Below are 16921 nucleotides of genomic sequence, written 5' to 3' on the forward strand. Positions count from 1 at the left end.
TCAGCCGACCGGCGCCGGGCGCTCGACGAGCCGGGCGATGGCGCGCAGCGGGATCGTGACCCACGTGGGTCGGTTGCGGGCCTCGTAGATCGCCTCGTACACGGCCTTGTCGAGCTCGAGCGCCGCGAGGAGCGCGCTGTCGTGGTCGAGATCCGCGCCGGAGGCGAGGGCGTACCCCTCGAGGAACGCATCTCGCGCAGCGCGCGCCCACTCGCGCGCAGCCTCGGGGGAGCGGTCGGGATCGTCCAGGCGGATGGAGCCGGCGACGTAGTCGAAGGAGCGGAGCATCCCCGCGACGTCGCGCAGCGCGAGGTCCGCGCGCGTGCGCTCGACCATCGGACGCAACGGCTCTCCTTCGAAGTCGAGCAGCACCCACCCGCGACGCGGCACGTGCAGCACCTGACCGAGGTGGTAGTCGCCGTGGATCCGCTGGTGCGCGGGCCACGGCTCTCCGGCGGCGCGCTCGTAGACCGCCTCGATCGCCTCGCGGCGCTCGGCGATCTCGGGCACCTCGGCGATCGCGATCGTGAGCCGTCGCCGCCAGGACGCCGCCGTCGCCTCGCGGTCCGCGGGCAGCGTCTCGCGGGTGGGGAACAGCTCCGCCAGCGACACGTGCACCTCGGCCGTCGACGCGCCCAGCGCGCGTGCCGGTCCGCGGAAGTCCTCCGCGCGTGCCGCGGCGCGCAGCGCCACGCGCCACGCGTCCTCGACATCGGGAAGGAACTCCTGCGCGGAGGCGAGCGATCCGGTGACGGTGCCCTGCGCGGTCGCCGGATCCGGCCATGCGCCCTCCACCCAGCCGACCGCGCGGGGCACGTGGACGGAGCCGGACTCGGCGAGTGCGGTCGGCAGCTCGATGTCGGGGTTGAGCCCCGCGTGCAGCTGCCGGTACACCTTGCAGATGATCGGCATGCCGCTGCTGCGGTAGATGAGCGATGTGTTGGACTGCTCGCCGGTCACGACGCTCGCGCTGCGGGGCTCGTCGGCGGGGACGTCGCCGCCCGGATGGCCGGTCGCGACCGTGCGCGGACCGCTGCCGGTGCCGCCCAGCGTGACCAGCCTGATGAGGGCCCGGGCGTACGCGGGGTCGAACGGGCCGTCGATGAATGTGGTGCCCGGCTCAGGGCTGCCGATGAGGTGATCGGGCGGGGCGTCGACCGTCTCGGTCGCGCGCGAGACGACCGGGAGCTGATAGAGCACCGTGGGGAACGCCCCCTCGTCGGCGACGAGGAACGTGCGGATGCGCGCGCCGGCGTCCTCGGCGGCTGCGGGCTCGAGATCCCACCATGAGACGAGCCTCAGGCTCGGCAGGCGTCCCTTCGCGGCGTACCACCGCTGCCGCGGCATCCACGCCGCCAGGCACGCCAGAGTGCTGTCCATGGCTCCGAGCGTAGGCCCGACGGCGGGCGCGGGGCCAGCAGCGCCGCGTCAGGCGTCGGTGTCGGCGTGTTCGTCGGTGTCGTCGTCGCCCTCAGCGTCGTCGCCGTCGCCGTCGGTGACCGCGGGCTGCGCGACCTCGACCGTGCGCGTCACCGGGATCACGATGGATTCGACCGCCCCGCCGGCCGTGCTGCCGAAGCCGTCCAGTCCCAGCGCGTCGACCATCGGAGCCGCCTCGGCCAGGCGCTCCGCCTCGGTCTCCGCACGCGCGGGCTCGGACGGCAGTCCCGCCCACTCCTCGTTCTGCTCGGGTCGTTGTATGAACAGTCCCATACGACCATTGTGCGCGCCGCGGCGCTGTCAGGCGCTCACGATCGCCGACAGCACGGCGTACGCCACCTGCCTGCCGGTGACGTCGGAGTGGCCCGAGACGAACGCGTCCGCGTTCAGCGACCACACGTCGTGAGCGCTGAAATCGTAGGTGCCGCCGACGTCGAGGAGCGTCGCCGCCACGCCGCCCGGGGTCTTGAGGGCGCCGTTGCGCCCGATGCCGCCGTACGGGTCGTCGGCATCGCCGAGGGCCACGCCGATCTGGCGCGCGAGGCGCGAGGCGACCGGGTACGCCATCCCGACGGCCTTGTCGTTGCGGGTGTGCGTGACGATGATCGGGCCCGACACCTTGGCGGGCACCTTGGCGAACATTCCGCTCTTGCCCGAGCCGTCCCAGTCCTTCGCCATGCCGAAGTGGCTGTATGCGGCCTGCAGCAGCGACAGGGACGCGATGGGCGCAGACGTGGCCAGCGCGGCGGCCGTGACCGCCCTGCCGCCGAACGAGTGGCCGACCAGGTGCAGGCGCGCACCCCTCGCCTCGGCATGGATGCGCTCGAGAAGGGGCGCGATGCCCTTCTGCCCGACGACGCCGGCACGCTCCTTCATCGTGTAATAGGTCGACACGTTGACGAGGTTGCGCGCGGCGCCGACGATGCTGTCGAAGAACCCGGCGCCGCCGCCGTCGTCGAGCGGCGCGAGTCCTGCCGGATCGATCGATGCCGCTCCGCCGACCGCCGCGGGCGCGGCATCCGTCTCGCCCCCTCCTCTCGCCGCGTCGAGCACCTCGGCCGGCGGCGCCTTCTTGAGGGCGTCGAAGCCGGCCTTGTCCTCGCCCTTCGTCGAGCGGGGCAGCGTGGTGCGCAGCGCGGCCACGAACTCCTCCTGCGCGTCGGAGGAGGACTCGAGCCGCGGTGCGAGCGCGGTGAGCTTCGCCCGCACCGCCGGGTCCTCGATGCGCTGACCGATCTCGGCTTCGAGCGCCGCCACGTCGCCGCCGACAGAGGCGCCCGCACCGGAGTTCTCGTCCGGCGCCCACTGGATCGACGGCCACACCACCCCCACGACCGTGAAGCGCCGGTCTCCGGCGCCGGCCACGCGCGGGCGGACGGCGACGATCGAGTCGACGAGGCGGTCGTAGAGCTCGCGGGCCTGCCCCGCGGTGGTGTTCCAGCCGTGCGACACGACGATCACGTCGGTCGGCCGCCTGTCGGCGAGCAGCTTCTCGACCTCCTCGACCTGCTCGGGATGGACGAGTGCGCCCTTGTCGTCGAACTCCACGTCGGCGTACGGCAGCTTCATGATGCCTCCGGTCTGTCTTCTCGTGCCCTCACGGGGCGGGTTACACGCTCTGGATCGCGCGCATCGCGTCCACGAGGCCGCGGCCCTGGAACGTGCGCTCGCGGCCGAGGTCGCTCGCGGAATCCATCAGCACCCGCTTGACCTCGTCCGGCTTGCCGATGAACTCGCGGTGCACCGACAGGAACGCGGCGGCCACGCCCGAGACGTGCGGCGCCGACATCGATGTGCCCGAGTCCTCGACATAGGTGATGTCGGATGCCTTCTCGCCGGCCTTCAGCCGCACGTTCGCGCGCGCCTTCGCCAGCAGCTCGCCGGCACCGGCGCTCACGACGCGCTCGCCGGGAGCGACGAGGTCGGGCTTGAGCCGGCCGTCGCCCGTCGGACCCTTCGACGAGAAGTACGAGACGCCGGTCGAGTAGGGCTTGAGCGAGGTGGAGCCGACCGTGATCGCGCGCGCGGCGTTGCCGGGATCGTTGATGGTCATGCCGAACCCGAGCCGCATCTCGCGTCCCGACGTGTCGCGCGCCGCGCCGTAGCCCGTGTTGCCCGCCGAGACGACGACGCATACGCCGTTGGCGACGAGCCGGTCGACCTCCCGGCAGACCGGGGACAGGCCCGTGGCGAACCAGGATGGGTCGAACGGGTAGCCGAGCGACAGGTTCACGCCGTGGACGTTGAGCTCGCGGCCCCAGCGGTTGAGCTCCTGGATGTACTCGAGCGCCTCGAGCAGCGAGGCGAGGTCGCCGGTGCGGTCGTCGCGGAGCACCTTGATCGGCAGGATCTTCGCCTCCGGCGCCGTCCCGCTGATGCGGTCGAGCGCGACCCGCTCCACGCCCGTGGCGCCCTCCGCCGTGCGGTACCAGGTCGCCGCCGCGATCTTCCTGCCTCGCGGCGTCGCGGTCTGCCCTCCGGCGATGATTCCCGCGACGTGCGTGCCGTGGCCGTTCGGATCCTGGAGGGCGGCGGCGTCGGTCGTGCCCGGCACGAAGCTGCGCGGCCGCAGCCCCTCGGGCAGCCCGAGGGTGTCGTAGGTGCGGAAGTGCGCGTGCTTCGCGTCGATCCCGGTGTCGAGGACCGCCCATACGATGCCGTCGCCGGTCGCGTCGAACGAGCGCACGGCGGCGTCGGCCTTCGTGGTGATGACCGACCGGTGGATCGTCGCCCGCACCTCGAAGTTCGGCCACACGCGGTTGATGAAGCTGCGCGGCGCAGTCTTGGCCTCCTGCCGGTTCGAGCGGGGACTCGAGCCCTTGTCGGCGTCGATGCGCACGAGGGCGTGGATCTCGGCAGAGGTCAGAGCGGCCATGACGTAGCTGCCGGTGCGCCAGGCCGAGGCATCCCTCCCCGCCGCGGCGATCCGCACGAGCCCGAGCAGCTCCGCGACCGCGTCGTCGAGGGGGATGCCGCTGTCTGTGCGCAGCTCGATGACGACGCCGATCGGCTCGTCGGCGGCGGCCGACGCCATGCGCTCGGCGAGGGGCCGCGTGACGACGGAGTCGGTGACCAGCGACACCGTCGTCGGCATGTCGGGAAGCGAGAAGGCGGGCGGCGCGGTGGCGCCCTGCGGCGGCTCGGGGGAGGACTCGGAAGGGGGTCCTGCGGAGGGCTCCGAGGTCGGCGCGGGCCCTTTCTTCGCACGGGAGCGCGACGGGCCCTTCTCGCCCTGCGGCATCGGCTTCGGCGCGTCCGGCACGAGGTCCGGCTCCGGCTCGACCGCGCGGAACTCCTTCGGAAGGTGCTGACGATCTTCAGCGGACGCCATTGCCCCTCACCCTCTCTCCCCGCGGCGAGAGTACTCCCGCGCGGGACGTGTTCACCAGATCGAGGGCGGTGAGCGGATGCCTGATACAGGCGTACGTGCGGAGGGGTTCAGTCGTCGCCGAGGTCGTCGGCGTCGTCGGCTCCCGCGGGCAGCGCGCGACGCGCTGCGGGCCGGAGCTTCTTCGCGCCCTTGACGATCGCCTCGCCGGCATGCCGGATCGTGCGGCTCGCGGCGCGCTCCAGGCGCATCGCGCCCGGCCGCGGCTCGAGCTCGGGCGGCAGGATCGCCGGCGGCAGGCCGAAGGCACGGCGCGAGTTGACGAGCACGCGGCGTCCGAGGATGTTGTTCCCGGCTCCGCCGATGACGGCGCCCACGCCGAACGGGAGTGCCTTACCGATCCACGACGCCCCGCCGCGGGCGGCGAACTGGTGGATGAACGACGTCTTGAGCCGATCCACCAGCGGCCCCATCGCGGCGCGGGGGATCGTCTTGGTGACGAGCTCGCCCCAGTACCGGTCGCGCGTCGGCCCCTTGCCCATCGCCTGGCCGGCGAGCTGCGACACCAGGTCGACCCCCTCCTTGCCGAGCATGAGCGTCAGCACGAGCGCCCGTGCGCGGTCGGGGTCGGCGACCGGGATGCCGTGCACCTCGGTCACCGATTGGGCGAAGAGCGCGGTGGCCTCGAGGAACGCCACGGTCTCGACCCCGCTCAGCGCCAGCGTGACACCCGTCCCGATGCCCGGGACCACGGCGGTCGCGCCCACGGCCGCGCCGCCGGTCGTGACGGCGGTGAGGTAGCGCCGCTCGAGGATCCGCACGATGTCGGCCGTCGAGGCATCCGGATGGCGCAGACGGATGCTGCGCAGGTGCGCGAGCACGACCGGACGCTGGATCGCCAGCACACGGTCGAGGGCGCGGATGGTGCGGGGGTGCTCGTCGGAACCTGCGGGCGGCAGCCCGCCCTGCCACGGCGAATCCGTGGGCAGGGAGTGGATGCGGTGCACCTTGTCGGCCATCGGGCCGATCCTATGCTCCGAACCCTGAGCGAGCGCTCGGGGTTGACAGGTCAGACGAAGAGGTTCGCGCGCTCGAGGTCTTCGGCGAAGTCGACCTCGACGGCGTAGAGGTCGGAGATGTCGAGGGGCTCGAGCAGCACGCCGTCCTCGGCGATCGCGAGCTCGAGGCCGCGCTCGAAGTAGTCCTGGTCGTCGACGCGCGTGAGGTGGCGGATGAACGCCTTCTTGTCGCGGCTCGAGATGTAGTTGATGCCGACGGCCTCGCCGATGCCGCCCTTGACGGTCTTGGACAGCTCCTTGATGAAGCCCTCGGAGTCGACGGTGTACTTCACCTCTTCGTCGCTCACCTTGGAGGTGTTCACGGTCACGAACGACTGGTCGCGCTCGATGAGCTCGATCGCGCGGCCGAGCACCATCGGGTCGAAGACGACGTCGCCGTTCATCCAGAGCACGCCCCCCTTGCCCGTCTTGGCGAGGGCGCGGAGGAGGCTCTTCGAGGTGTTGGTCTGGTCGTAGCGGTCGTTGTAGACGTAGTCGACCGAGGGGAACGCCTCGACGATGGTCTCTGCGCGGTAGCCGACGACGGTGGTGATCTTCGCCCCGGCGCCGAACGCCGCGCGGATGTTGTCGTGCTGCTGCTGCATGATGCTGCGGCCGTCGCTGAGCTCGGTCAGCGGCTTCGGCAGGCTGCGGCCGAGGCGCGAGCCCATTCCGGCTGCGAGGATGACGGTCTGAAGGGTCAAAGGTCTGCTCCCTGAAGTGCGTGATTCACGGTCGGTTCACCGACTCGACACCCCTTCGTGCCGGGACCATGGTAGCGATGGCACCTGGGAACGTGCAGAATGATGCCCCGCCGTTGCCGTTTCGTGACATAACGGTGTTCGCGGGACTCGGGCCGGCGCATTGCCCCTTCCGCAGGACCGCTTGATACCTTGGATCGGTGACAGCCTCTCTACCGGTGCCGAACGACATCGATCCGGAAGAACCGGACGGTCACGACAGCGCGCGGATCGTGTCGCTGCCGTCGATCGCGAAGGCTGCGCCCGCTGAGCGCCCCGCGCCGCGTCCGTCCAAGAAGAAGAAGGCGGCGAAGGGCACGCGACCTGAGGTTCCCGCTCCGGCCGTCGAGCATGCTCCGGCCGACGGCGATCAGGCCGTCCCCGGTCCTCCGCCGCCGCTTCCCACCGGCCTCGATGCCGCTTCCGCGTCCGCGGACGAGCTGATCATCCCGCCCAAGCCCCCGCTTCCCGCGCCCGAGGCGCCGCCCGCAGAGGCCGCGCCCGAGCCCCGGCCCGTTCCCGAGTCCGAGGCGGCGCCGACAGACGTCGCGCCCGCGCACGAGGACGACGTGCCCGAAGTCCTCACCGCTCCGGCGGGCGCCGGAGACGTCCTCGTCCTGCGCGGTGTCTCCAAGCGGTTCGGCGACACCGACGCCGTGGACGGCATCGACCTGACCGTTCCGGCGGGGACCTTCTACGGGCTGGTCGGGCCCAATGGCGCAGGCAAGACCACCACGCTGTCGATGATCGCGGGGCTGCTCGAGCCCGACCGCGGCACGATCCGCGTCGCCGGTGTGGATGCGGCATCCGATCCTGTCGCCGCGAAGCGGGCGATGGGCGTGCTGCCCGACCGGCTGCGCACCTTCGACCGGCTCACCGGACGCCAGCTGCTCTACTACTACGGGGTGCTGCGCGGGCTCGCGCCCGCCGTGGTCGAGAGCCGCACCGCCGACCTCGCACGGGCGTTCGACCTCACCGAGGCGCTCGGCCGCGTCGTGTCGGACTATTCGGCGGGCATGACGAAGAAGGTCATGCTCGCGGGGGCGCTCATCCACTCGCCCCGCGTCCTGGTGCTGGACGAGCCCTTCGAGGCGGTCGATCCGGTCTCGAGCGCCATCATCCTCGACATACTCTCCACCTACGTCGCGCACGGCGGCACGGTGATCCTCTCGAGCCACGGCATGGAACTCGTGGAGCGCGTGTGCTCGCGCGTCGCCGTCATCGTCGCGGGTCAGGTTCTCGCCGAGGGGACGATCGACGAGGTGCGCGGCGAGCTGAGCCTCGAGCAGCGGTTCGTCGAGCTGGCCGGCGGGCTCAGCGACGTGGAGGGCCTCGAGTGGCTGCACACGTTCTCCGACTGAGGCTCGCGCTGCTCTTCGGCGCCCTCCGCGGCGATCGGGCTCACGTCACGCGCGCCGTCGCCGGCTTCGTGGCGCTGACGGTCGCGACGGTGGCCGCGTGCTGGGCGCTGCTGACGCTGCAGCATTCCGACACCGACGTCGTGCTCGCCGTGCTCGTGCTGGGTGGCTCGGCGGTCACGCTCGGCTTCGCGCTGGCGCCGCTCATCGGCGCGGCCGAGGATCCGCTCGACCCCCGCCGCTTCGCGCTCCTCGCGCTGCGTCGCGGCCGTCTCGCCGCCGTCCTGGCGGTCGCCGGACTCCTCAGCGTGCCGGTCTTCGCCCTCCTCGCCATCGCGATCTGCGCCGCGGTCGTGTGGGTCGAGCACGGGACCCCGTGGCCCGTGGCCGCCGCGAGCGTCGTGCTGGGGGTGCTCACGTGCGCCCTGCTCGCGCGGGTCTGCATGGCCGTCGCGTCGCTGTTCCTCCGAGAGAGGCGCTCGCGCGAGCTGTCCGGGCTCTTCCTGCTCGCGATCGTCGTGGTGGTCGTGCCGGTCGGGGTGTTCCTCGCCTCGCTGGAGTGGCGGGGGACCGTGCCGTCGCAGCTGTCCGAGGCGGTGCAGGCGCTCGCCCTGACGCCGATCGGCGCCGCCTGGGCCCTTCCGGGGCTCGCGGGTACCGATCCCGAGCGCGCATGGCTCTCGCCCCTGGTCGCCGTGGGCACCCTCGCCGTGCTCGGCCTCGCGTGGGCGTGGGCGGTGCGCCGGCTGCTCACCACGACCGAGCGTCCCGCGTCGACGCGCGAGCGCGGCGGCCTCGGCTGGTTCGCCGTCGCGCCCGGTACGCCCGGCGGCGCGGTCGCCGCTCGCAGCCTCGTGTACTGGTTCGGCGACCGGCGCTACATCGTCAACATGCTGGTGATCCCGGTGGCGGCCGCGGCCACGGTCATCCCGCTGCTCATCGCCGGCGTGCCGTTCGAGCTCGCCGTGCTCGTTCCCGTGCCTTTCGCAGCGCTGCTGCTGGGGTGGCTTCCGCACAACGACCTCGCCTACGACTCGACGGCGGTGTGGATGCACATCGCCAGCGGGATGCGCGGTGTCTCGGATCGCCTCGGGCGCCTCGTTCCGGTGCTGCTCATCGGCATCCCGGTGCTGGCGGTGGCGATCCCCGTCGCGATGTCGCTGCACGGGCGGTGGGCGCTGCTGCCTGCGATGGTCGGCGTGTGCGCGGCGCTGTTCTTCGCCGGACTGGGGCTGTCGAGCATCGCCTCCGTGACGGCGCCGTACGCGGTCTCGCGCCCGGGCGAGAGCCCGTTCGAGCAGCCGCAGCGCACCGGTGCGACCGGTGCCATCTCCCAGTCCCTCGTCATGCTGGGCGCGATCGTCGTCAGCGCACCCGCTCTCTGGTGCGGCTGGATCGCCCTGACCCGCGACGTCGACGCGGCGATGCTCGCCCTGTGGGCCGGTCTCGCCGCGGGACTCGGCGTGCTGGTGATCGGCGTGGGCGCCGGCTCGATGATCTTCTCCCGTCGCGGCGGTCGCCTGATGGAGTTCGCGGAGTCGACCTGAGCCGGACCCGACACCCGCTCCGCGGGTACACTGGCTGACCATGAGCACCCCTCTCGAAGGCCCGGACCACGGCGGTCTGGCCACCCTCGACCGAGAGCTCGAAGAGCTCATCCGCGAAGAGAACATCGAGCCCGGAGACCACGAGCGCTTCTCGCACTACGTGAAGAAGGACAAGATCCTCGAGTCGGCGATCACCGGCAAGCCGGTGCGCGCGCTGTGCGGCAAGAAGTGGACGCCGGGTCGCGATCCGGAGAAGTTCCCCGTCTGCCCGACGTGCAAGGAGATCTACGAGTCGCTCGCCAAGTAGCGCGCGTCACTCCGCGTCGGCATAGACCGTCGGGATCGCGGGGTCGGACCTGCTGAGCGCGAGTCCCCGCACCGGGAGCTCCTCGCGCGCGAAGGCGTGGTGCGCGCGAGCCGCCTCGACGCCGTCGTGGCCGAGGTACGAGGCATCCGCTTCGCCGTCGATCATGAGCGCGACCTGCAGCGGTCGCGCATCGGGGTGGGATGCCGCGGTGGCGACCTCCTCGAAGCCGTCGGACACCACGATGAGCTCGCTCGTCGCCGTGCCCCGGTCGAGCGTGCGGAACGCAGCCTTGCGTCCGCCCTTCGAGCCCTTGTCGGTCGACGCCTTCGCGACGGCGACCCATCCGCCCGCGGAGTCCTGGCGGGCGACGAGCTTGTAGACCATGCCCGCGGTCGGAGTGCCCGACCCGGTGACGACTGACGTGCCGACCCCGTACGCGTCGACGGGGGAGGCGGCGAGGGCCGCGATCGCGTACTCGTCGAGGTCGCTGGTGACGGTGATCCGGGTGCCGGTCGCGCCGAGCTCGTCGAGCTGAGCACGGACCTCGGCGGCCACGAGCGGCAGGTCGCCCGAGTCGATGCGCACGCCGCCGAGTCCGGTTCCCGCCACCCGCACGGCCGTGGCCACGCCCTCGCGGGTGTCGTACGTGTCGACGAGAAGGGTGGTGCCGGTACCCAGCGCCTCGACCTGCGAGCGGAACGCCTCCTCCTCGGTGTCGTGCAGCAGGGTCCACGCGTGGGCAGCGGTGCCCATCGTCGGGATGCCCCAGCTGCGGCCCGCCTCGAGGTTGGAGGTCGCGCCGAAGCCCGCGATGTAGGCGGCGCGCGCCGCGGCGACGGCCGAGGACTCACCCGCACGGCGCGAGCCCATCTCGGCGAGCGGGCGGTCGCCGGCGGCCACGGCCATACGGGCCGCGGCCGTCGCGACGGCGGAGTCGTGGTTGAGCACGCTGAGTGCCAGCGTCTCGAGCACGACGGCTTCGGCGAACGTCCCCTCGACGGTGAGGACGGGGGAGCCCGGGAAGTACAGTTCGCCCTCGCGATACCCGGAGATCGTGCCCGTGAACCGGTACCCCTCGAGGAAGTCGAGGGTCGCGGCATCCACAACATTCTCGTCGCGGAGGAAGCGCAGCTCGTCGTCGCCGAACCGGAAGTCCTCGATGAGGCTCAGCAGGCGCCCGGTGCCCGCGACGACGCCGAAGCGGCGACCGGCCGAGAGGCGCCTGCCGAACAGCTCGAACACGCAGCGGCGGTCGGCGGTGCCGTCGCGCAGGGCGGCGTCGAGCATCGTGAGCTCGTAGCGATCGGTGTGCAGTGCCGTGCTCATGCGGGTCAGCCTAGCCAGGGGCGGGACGATCACGGGCAGAGGCTGGCGTAGGCTGGCCGACGTGAAGGATGCGCCCATCGGAATCTTCGACTCGGGTGTGGGCGGACTCACCGTGGCGCGGGCGGTGTCGTCGCTGCTCCCGCGGGAGTCGCTCCTCTACATCGGCGACACCGCGCACTCGCCGTACGGGCCGAAGCCCATCGCCGACGTGCGGCGCTATTCGCTCGAGATCCTCGACACGCTCGTCGCCGAGGGCGTCAAGATGCTCGTGATCGCGTGCAACACCGCGTCGTCGGCGATGCTCCGCGATGCGCGCGAGCGCTACGACGTGCCGGTCGTCGAGGTCATCGGCCCCGCGGTGCGCACCGCGATGTCGACGACCCGGAACGGCCGGATCGGGGTGATCGGCACGGCCGGCACCATCGGGTCCGGCGCCTACCAGGACATGCTCGAGGTCAACGAGCGCCTCACGGTGTTCGCCGAGGCGTGCCCGCGGTTCGTCGAGTTCGTCGAGGCCGGCGTCACCGATTCCCCCGAGGTGCTCGCGACGGCCGAGGCGTATCTGGCGCCGCTGCGTCACGCGGGCGTCGACACCCTCGTGCTCGGCTGCACGCACTACCCCTTCCTGGAGGGGGCGATCAGCTACGTGATGGGTCCCGACGTGTCGCTCGTGTCGAGCGACACCGAGACCGCGAAGGACGTCTACCGTCAGCTGGTCTCCCGCGATCTGCTCGCGGGCCCGGATGCCTCGCCCCGCCACGTCTACGAAGCCACCGGAGCGTCCGCCGACGAGTTCCTCGACCTCGCGCATCGGCTCATGGGCCGCGAAGTGCGCGAGGTGCAGCTCGTGCAGACCGGCGCCATCGAACTCCCCACCTCTCGCCCCTAGGAGAACCCATGTCAGAGCTCGTCCGCGCCGACGGCCGCACCGTCGACCAGCTGCGTCCCATCACCGTCGAGCGCGGCTGGAGCAGTCACGCCGAGGGCTCGGCCCTCATCTCGTTCGGCGGCACGAAGGTGCTCTGCACCGCCTCCTTCACGAACGGCGTGCCTCGCTGGCTGACTGGCAAGGGCAAGGGCTGGGTGACGGCAGAGTACGCGATGCTGCCGCGGGCGACCAACAGCCGCAACGACCGCGAGAGCATCAAGGGGAGGGTCGGCGGACGCACCCACGAGATCTCCCGCCTCATCGGCCGTGCCCTGCGGGCCGTGGTCGACACGAAGGCGCTCGGCGAGAACACGATCGTGATCGACTGCGACGTGCTGCAGGCCGACGGCGGCACACGCACCGCGGCGATCACGGGGGCCTACGTCGCCCTCGCCGACGCGATCGAGTGGGGCCGGACCAAGAAGTTCATCGGCCAGAAGTCGCAGGTGCTCATCGACTCGGTGTCGGCGGTGTCGGTCGGCATCATCGACGGCGAGCCCATGCTCGACCTCGCCTACGTCGAGGACGTCCGCGCCGAGACCGACATGAACGTCGTCGTCACGGGCCGCGGTCTCTTCGTCGAGGTGCAGGGCACGGCCGAGGGGGCGCCGTTCGACAAGCGCGAGCTCGACGCCCTCCTCGAGCTCGGCGTCGCGGGGTGCGACTCGCTGCGCGAGCACCAGCTGGCCGCGCTCGGCGCCGGTGAGGACGCGTCGTGACGGCCCATCCCGAAGAGATGGCGGATGCCGTCGCCGACGTCGCCACCGAGCCGCAGGGTCTCCGTCAGGTCGTGCTCGCCACGCACAACCGCCACAAGGTCGAGGAGTTCCAGGCGATCGTCGCGGCGACCCGACCGGACCTGCAGGTGGTCGCATACGACGGACCCGAGCCCGTCGAGGACGGCGTGACCTTCGCCGAGAACGCCCTCATCAAGGCCCGTGCGGCGGCCGCGCACACCGGCCTGCCGGCGCTCGCCGACGACTCCGGCATCTGCGTCGACGTGCTCGGCGGTGCGCCCGGCGTCTTCTCCGCGTACTGGGCGGGGCACGCGAAGGACGCCACCGCCAACCTGAGTCTCCTGCTCGACCAGCTCTCCGACATCCGCGACCCGTACCGCACAGCGCAGTTCGTCTCGACGATCGCGCTGGTCGTTCCCGGCGACTCGTCGAGCGAGCAGGTCGTCGAAGGGCGCTGGCCCGGGAGGCTCGCCTCGTCGCCGTCCGGCGAGGGAGGGTTCGGTTACGACCCGGTCTTCGTGCCGGACGGCCAGGCGGCCGGCACTGAGCGCACGGTCGGGGAGTGGTCGGCGGCCGAGAAGAACGCCGCGTCGCACCGCGCCCGCGCCTTCGACGAACTGGCGCCGCTGCTCGCCGCCCTCTGACGCGCAGACCCGGCGCGGGAGTGAGAATCACACTCATTCCCGACTGGTGCGATGTGCGCTGCGCGACGCGGGCGCGGGCTTAGCCTGGGCGCATGCACGATCATGCGAGCGGGTCGGGCGGAGGGGTCCGCGGCGCGAGCGACCGCCGGCTGCTCGCCACGTCGCTCGCCATCACGTCGGTCGTGCTGGTCGTGCAGGTCGTCGGTGCGGTCCTCTCCGGATCGCTCGCGCTCCTCGCCGACGCCGCGCACATGTTCACGGATGCCGCGGCCCTCGTCATCGCGCTCGTCGCGACCGCCGTCGCCGCGCGGCCCGCCGACGACCGGCGGACCTACGGATATCAGCGCGCCGAGGTCTTCGGCGCCCTCGCGAACGGCGTGATCCTCATCGCGCTCTCGGCGTGGGTGGCGGTCGAAGGCGTTCAGCGCCTGATCGATCCGGGCGAGGTCGAGGTGGCGGGTGGCCTGATGCTCGTGGTCGCCGTCGTCGGCCTCCTGGCGAACGCGGTCGCCATGTGGCTGCTCAGCTCGGCTCAGAAGCGCAGCATCAACGTCCGCGGCGCCTACCTCGAGGTCCTGGGCGACCTCATCGGCTCGGCGATCGTGATCGTCGCCGCCGTCGTCATCGTCACGACCGGGTGGATGCAGGCCGACGCGATCGCGTCGCTCGCGATCGCCGCGATGATCATCCCGCGAGCCGTCGGGCTGCTGCGCGAGGTCGGCTCGGTGCTCGCGGAGTCGGCGCCGAAGGGAACCCACGTGCGCGAGATCCGCGAGCACATCCTGGCGACCCCGGGCGTCGTCGCGGTGCACGACGTCCACGTCTGGCAGCTGACGCGCGGCGCGCCGGTGTTCTCGGCCCACGTCGTGGTCGACGACGACGCCATGCGGGACGGTCGGGCCGCCGGGATCCTCCGCACATTGCAGTCGTGCCTGTCGGACCACTTCGACGTCGAGCACTCGACGTTCCAGCTGGAGCCCGCCGGACATGTCGAGCACGACGCGCACGCCTAGGGCCGGTCCTCCCGGCGCACCTCGTCGGGGCTCTTGTCCGGCCGCAGGCCGCGCCAGCGGGGGTGCCGCAGGATGCCTGCCGGCGTGAACTCGCCGTACTCGACCTCTCCGACGAGTTCGGGACGCACCCAGAGCGCATCGCGCGCGTCGAGAGCCGGAACCCCGACGAGCGGGTTGTCGTCCGTCCGCAGGGGGGTGAGCGTGCGCAACAGCTGGGCGAGCATGCTGTCGCTGAATCCGCTTCCGACGCGCCCGGCGTAGTGGAGGCCGTCCGGTCCGGGGATGCCCAGCAGCAGCGAGCCGAAGGTGCCGGCGCGCCCGCCCTTGCCGGGACGGATGCCCGCGATCACGACCTCCTGGGTGCTCGTGTGCTTCACCTTGAGCCAGGACTCGGACCGGCCGCGCACGTAGCGGGAGCGCGGATCCTTCACCATGACGCCCTCGAGACGCAGGGCGCGACTCGCGTCGAGCGCCGCGTCGATGTCGTCGAACACGGGCGGCACCGTGATGGGGGCGATCGCCTGCGCGGCGAGCCGCTCGAGGGTGCGCCTGCGGACGCGCAGAGGTTCGACGGTGACGTCTTCGCCGCCCGCGGCCAGCACATCGAAGAGGTAGTAGCGCACGGGCGTGCGTCGCGACTCCCTGACGATCTCGGCGGGGCGCTCGAGGTTCATCCGCGTCTGCAGCAGCGGGAAGCTCGGCCGCCCGTCCGGCTCGAGCGCGACGAGCTCTCCGTCGACCACCGCGGGCTCGTCGCCGAGCCCCGCGTCGACGTCGGTGAGCTCGGGGTAGCGATGGGTGATGTCGTTGCCGCTGCGCGCGAAGAGGCGCAGGCGGCTGCCGTTCCACACCCCGACTGCGCGGATCCCGTCCCACTTCGCCTCGACCCATGCCTCGTCGCCCCAGCGCTGCGCCGCCTGACGTGCGATGCCCGGCGTCGCGTTGGTCGCGATCATGGGCCGCAGGTCGTCTGTGGCAGGGGGAGCCGGCATTCGCGGCGCCGGCGGGCGCGCGTCATCCTGGGCACTGGGCTCGACCGGGATGCCGTCCGGCTGCGCGCGACCCGCGGCATCCGTCTTCATGCGATGCAGGAGCCAGCTGGACTTCTCGCCCTCGCCCTCCGTGCGGATCAGGGCAAGCCGCACGCGACCGAGCGGACCGCCCGGCCGGCCCTCGAGCGTCGCGATGATCTCGTCGTCGCGCCACTTCTCGAGCTCGTAGCGTCCGTCGTCCCAGATGGTGACCGTGCCCCCGCCATACTCGCCGGCCGGGATGGTTCCCTCGAAGGAGGCGTACTCCATCGGGTGGTCCTCGGTCATGATCGCGAGGTTGTTGCGCTTGTACGAGTGGGGGACGCCCCGCGGCACTGCCCAGCTGACCAGCACGCCGTCGCGCTCCAGCCGGAAGTCCCAGTGCAGCGCGGTGGCGTGGTGCTCCTGGATCACGAACGTCGGCCTCTCGCCGTGCGGCGCGGCGCCGAGCGGGTTCTCGGGCACCGGCTCGGGCGTGCGCGACGCGCTGCGCTTGGAGATGTACGCCGCCAGCGGCCCGGTCTCGGCCTCGCGTCCGCCGGCGTGGAAGCCGAGCGCTTCCATCGAGTCGCCGATCGCGTCCCTGCGGTCGAGCACTTCCTCGAACGTCAGGTGCGCCAGGCCGGGTTCGTCGATCTCGTCCCACGTGCGCGGCGCGGCGACCGTCGGATGGGTGCGCCCCCGCATCGAGTACGGAGCGATCGTTGTCTTCGATCCGTTGTTCTGGCTCCAGTCGATGAGCACCTTGCCCGCGCGCTCCGCCTTCTTCATCGAGCTGACGACGAGGTCGGGGTGGTCCGCCTCGATCGCGCGGGCGAGCTCCTTGGCGATCATCGACGCCTGCTCGGTCGTCTGGCCCGGCGGCAGCGCGCTGTAGAGGTGGATGCCCTTGCTGCCGCTCGTGACCGGATAGGGCTCGAGACCCATGTCCGACAGGATGCTGCGCGCCCAGCCCGCGACCTGTGCGCATTCCGGCAGCCCGGCGCCGGGTCCGGGGTCGAGGTCGAGGACCAGCCGGTCGGCGAACCCGCGCTCGCCGCCGGCGGCGAACCTCCATTGCGGCACGTGCAGCTCGAGGCTCGCCACCTGTGCGAGGTAGACGAGCGTCGGGACATCGCCGACGAGCGGGTAGTCCTTCGTGCCCGTGGAGTGCGGGATCGGCATCCGCCTCACCCACGGCGGCGCACCGCGCTCGAGGTCCTTCGCGAAGAACACCATGCCCGGCTCGTCGTCGGTGCCGACGCCCTCGGGCCAGCGCTTGCGCGTCACCGGGCGGCCCACGACATGCGGGATGAGCAGCGGTGCGATGCGCGTGTAGTAGTCGATCACCTCGCCCTTGGTGGTGCCCGTCTCGGGGTACAGCACCTTGTCGAGGTTCGTCACGCGCAGTCGACGGCCGCCGATCGAGACCGTCTGCTCTCCGCGGGGCATGGGCTCAGGCTAGCCGGGACATGTCAACACCCG

General features: G+C 71.9%; 15 protein-coding genes. 7 read left to right on the forward strand and 8 right to left on the reverse strand.

The annotated features are described in order from the left end of the window. The 6 genes from OB08_RS14970 to OB08_RS14995 all read right to left on the reverse strand — a co-directional run bounded on the left by OB08_RS14970 (nt 1) and on the right by OB08_RS14995 (nt 6530). Entirely contained in the window at nt 1–1380 is a 1380-nt protein-coding gene (locus OB08_RS14970) for a maltokinase N-terminal cap-like domain-containing protein (protein ID WP_461476095.1), read from the reverse strand. A 48-nt stretch (nt 1381–1428) separates the two neighbouring features. Beyond that, nucleotides 1429–1713, reverse strand: coding sequence for a hypothetical protein (locus tag OB08_RS14975; protein WP_461476097.1), 285 nt, complete (start codon nt 1711–1713; stop codon nt 1429–1431). Nucleotides 1714–1740: 27 nt separating this feature from the next. Then, nucleotides 1741–3009, reverse strand: coding sequence for an alpha/beta fold hydrolase (locus OB08_RS14980; protein ID WP_461476099.1), 1269 nt, complete (start codon nt 3007–3009; stop codon nt 1741–1743). A 40-nt stretch (nt 3010–3049) separates the two neighbouring features. Next, nucleotides 3050–4771: a S8 family peptidase gene (locus tag OB08_RS14985; RefSeq protein WP_461476101.1), complete on the reverse strand. Its 1722-nt coding sequence runs from the start codon at nt 4769–4771 to the stop codon at nt 3050–3052. Nucleotides 4772–4878: 107 nt separating this feature from the next. Next, nucleotides 4879–5787 carry a hypothetical protein gene (locus OB08_RS14990; RefSeq protein ID WP_461476103.1) on the reverse strand — a complete coding sequence of 303 codons (909 nt, stop codon included), beginning with the start codon at nt 5785–5787 and terminating at the stop codon, nt 4879–4881. Nucleotides 5788–5837: 50 nt separating this feature from the next. Then, on the reverse strand, nt 5838–6530 hold the full coding sequence (locus OB08_RS14995) for a phosphocholine cytidylyltransferase family protein (RefSeq protein ID WP_461476105.1): 693 nt from the start codon (nt 6528–6530) through the stop codon (nt 5838–5840). Nucleotides 6531–6727: 197 nt separating this feature from the next. On the opposite strand from OB08_RS14995, the gene OB08_RS15000 reads away from it, so the two are divergent. From OB08_RS15000 to OB08_RS15010, 3 genes are read left to right on the forward strand one after another with little or no spacing between them, the layout of a single operon-like run. After that, nucleotides 6728–7927: an ATP-binding cassette domain-containing protein gene (locus OB08_RS15000; RefSeq protein WP_461476107.1), complete on the forward strand. Its 1200-nt coding sequence runs from the start codon at nt 6728–6730 to the stop codon at nt 7925–7927. Next, nucleotides 7903–9471, forward strand: coding sequence for a hypothetical protein (locus OB08_RS15005; RefSeq protein ID WP_461476109.1), 1569 nt, complete (start codon nt 7903–7905; stop codon nt 9469–9471). The genes OB08_RS15000 and OB08_RS15005 overlap by 25 nt, the downstream gene beginning before the upstream one ends. A gap of 40 nt (nt 9472–9511) precedes the next feature. Then, complete coding sequence (locus OB08_RS15010; RefSeq protein WP_191766672.1) at nt 9512–9778, forward strand: DUF3039 domain-containing protein; 267 nt, start codon at nt 9512–9514, stop codon at nt 9776–9778. A 6-nt stretch (nt 9779–9784) separates the two neighbouring features. Here the strand turns inward: OB08_RS15010 and OB08_RS15015 are convergent, their stop codons facing one another. After that, nucleotides 9785–11104, reverse strand: a complete 1320-nt coding sequence (locus tag OB08_RS15015) for a nicotinate phosphoribosyltransferase (protein WP_461476111.1) — start codon at nt 11102–11104, stop codon at nt 9785–9787. 61 nt (nt 11105–11165) lie between these two features. Here OB08_RS15015 and murI point away from each other — a divergent pair, with 61 nt between their 5' ends. The 4 genes from murI (at nt 11166) to OB08_RS15035 (ending at nt 14426) form a co-directional block, all read left to right on the forward strand. Further along, nucleotides 11166–11993: a glutamate racemase gene (murI, locus tag OB08_RS15020; protein ID WP_461476113.1), complete on the forward strand. Its 828-nt coding sequence runs from the start codon at nt 11166–11168 to the stop codon at nt 11991–11993. 8 nt (nt 11994–12001) lie between these two features. Then, nucleotides 12002–12751, forward strand: a complete 750-nt coding sequence (rph, locus tag OB08_RS15025) for a ribonuclease PH (RefSeq protein ID WP_461476115.1) — start codon at nt 12002–12004, stop codon at nt 12749–12751. Nucleotides 12752–12768: 17 nt separating this feature from the next. After that, nucleotides 12769–13413, forward strand: a complete 645-nt coding sequence (gene rdgB / locus OB08_RS15030) for an RdgB/HAM1 family non-canonical purine NTP pyrophosphatase (RefSeq protein WP_461476192.1) — start codon at nt 12769–12771, stop codon at nt 13411–13413. A 92-nt stretch (nt 13414–13505) separates the two neighbouring features. After that, a complete protein-coding gene (locus tag OB08_RS15035) occupies nt 13506–14426 on the forward strand; it encodes a cation diffusion facilitator family transporter (protein ID WP_461476117.1) in 921 nt (306 codons plus the stop codon). Here the strand turns inward: OB08_RS15035 and OB08_RS15040 are convergent. Beyond that, entirely contained in the window at nt 14423–16888 is a 2466-nt protein-coding gene (locus tag OB08_RS15040; protein ID WP_461476119.1) for an ATP-dependent DNA ligase, read from the reverse strand. The genes OB08_RS15035 and OB08_RS15040 overlap by 4 nt on opposite strands. Between the last annotated feature and the right edge of the window lie 33 nt (nt 16889–16921).

It is taken from the genome of Microbacterium sp. HJ5, from assembly GCF_054824025.1.

Excerpts from the sequence above, each read along its gene's own strand:
- OB08_RS14970 (WP_461476095.1), bottom strand. The coding sequence starts at position 1,380 with ATGGACAGCACTCTGGCGTGCCTGGCGGCGTGGATGCCGCGGCAGCGG.
- OB08_RS14975 (WP_461476097.1), bottom strand. The coding sequence starts at position 1,713 with ATGGGACTGTTCATACAACGACCCGAGCAGAACGAGGAGTGGGCGGGA.
- OB08_RS14980 (WP_461476099.1), bottom strand. The coding sequence starts at position 3,009 with ATGAAGCTGCCGTACGCCGACGTGGAGTTCGACGACAAGGGCGCACTC.
- OB08_RS14985 (WP_461476101.1), bottom strand. The coding sequence starts at position 4,771 with ATGGCGTCCGCTGAAGATCGTCAGCACCTTCCGAAGGAGTTCCGCGCG.
- OB08_RS14990 (WP_461476103.1), bottom strand. The coding sequence starts at position 5,787 with ATGGCCGACAAGGTGCACCGCATCCACTCCCTGCCCACGGATTCGCCG.
- OB08_RS15010 (WP_191766672.1), top strand. The coding sequence starts at position 9,512 with ATGAGCACCCCTCTCGAAGGCCCGGACCACGGCGGTCTGGCCACCCTC.
- OB08_RS15015 (WP_461476111.1), bottom strand. The coding sequence starts at position 11,104 with ATGAGCACGGCACTGCACACCGATCGCTACGAGCTCACGATGCTCGAC.
- rph (WP_461476115.1), top strand. The coding sequence starts at position 12,002 with ATGTCAGAGCTCGTCCGCGCCGACGGCCGCACCGTCGACCAGCTGCGT.
- rdgB (WP_461476192.1), top strand. The coding sequence starts at position 12,769 with ATGGCGGATGCCGTCGCCGACGTCGCCACCGAGCCGCAGGGTCTCCGT.
- OB08_RS15035 (WP_461476117.1), top strand. The coding sequence starts at position 13,506 with ATGCACGATCATGCGAGCGGGTCGGGCGGAGGGGTCCGCGGCGCGAGC.
- OB08_RS15040 (WP_461476119.1), bottom strand. The coding sequence starts at position 16,888 with ATGCCCCGCGGAGAGCAGACGGTCTCGATCGGCGGCCGTCGACTGCGC.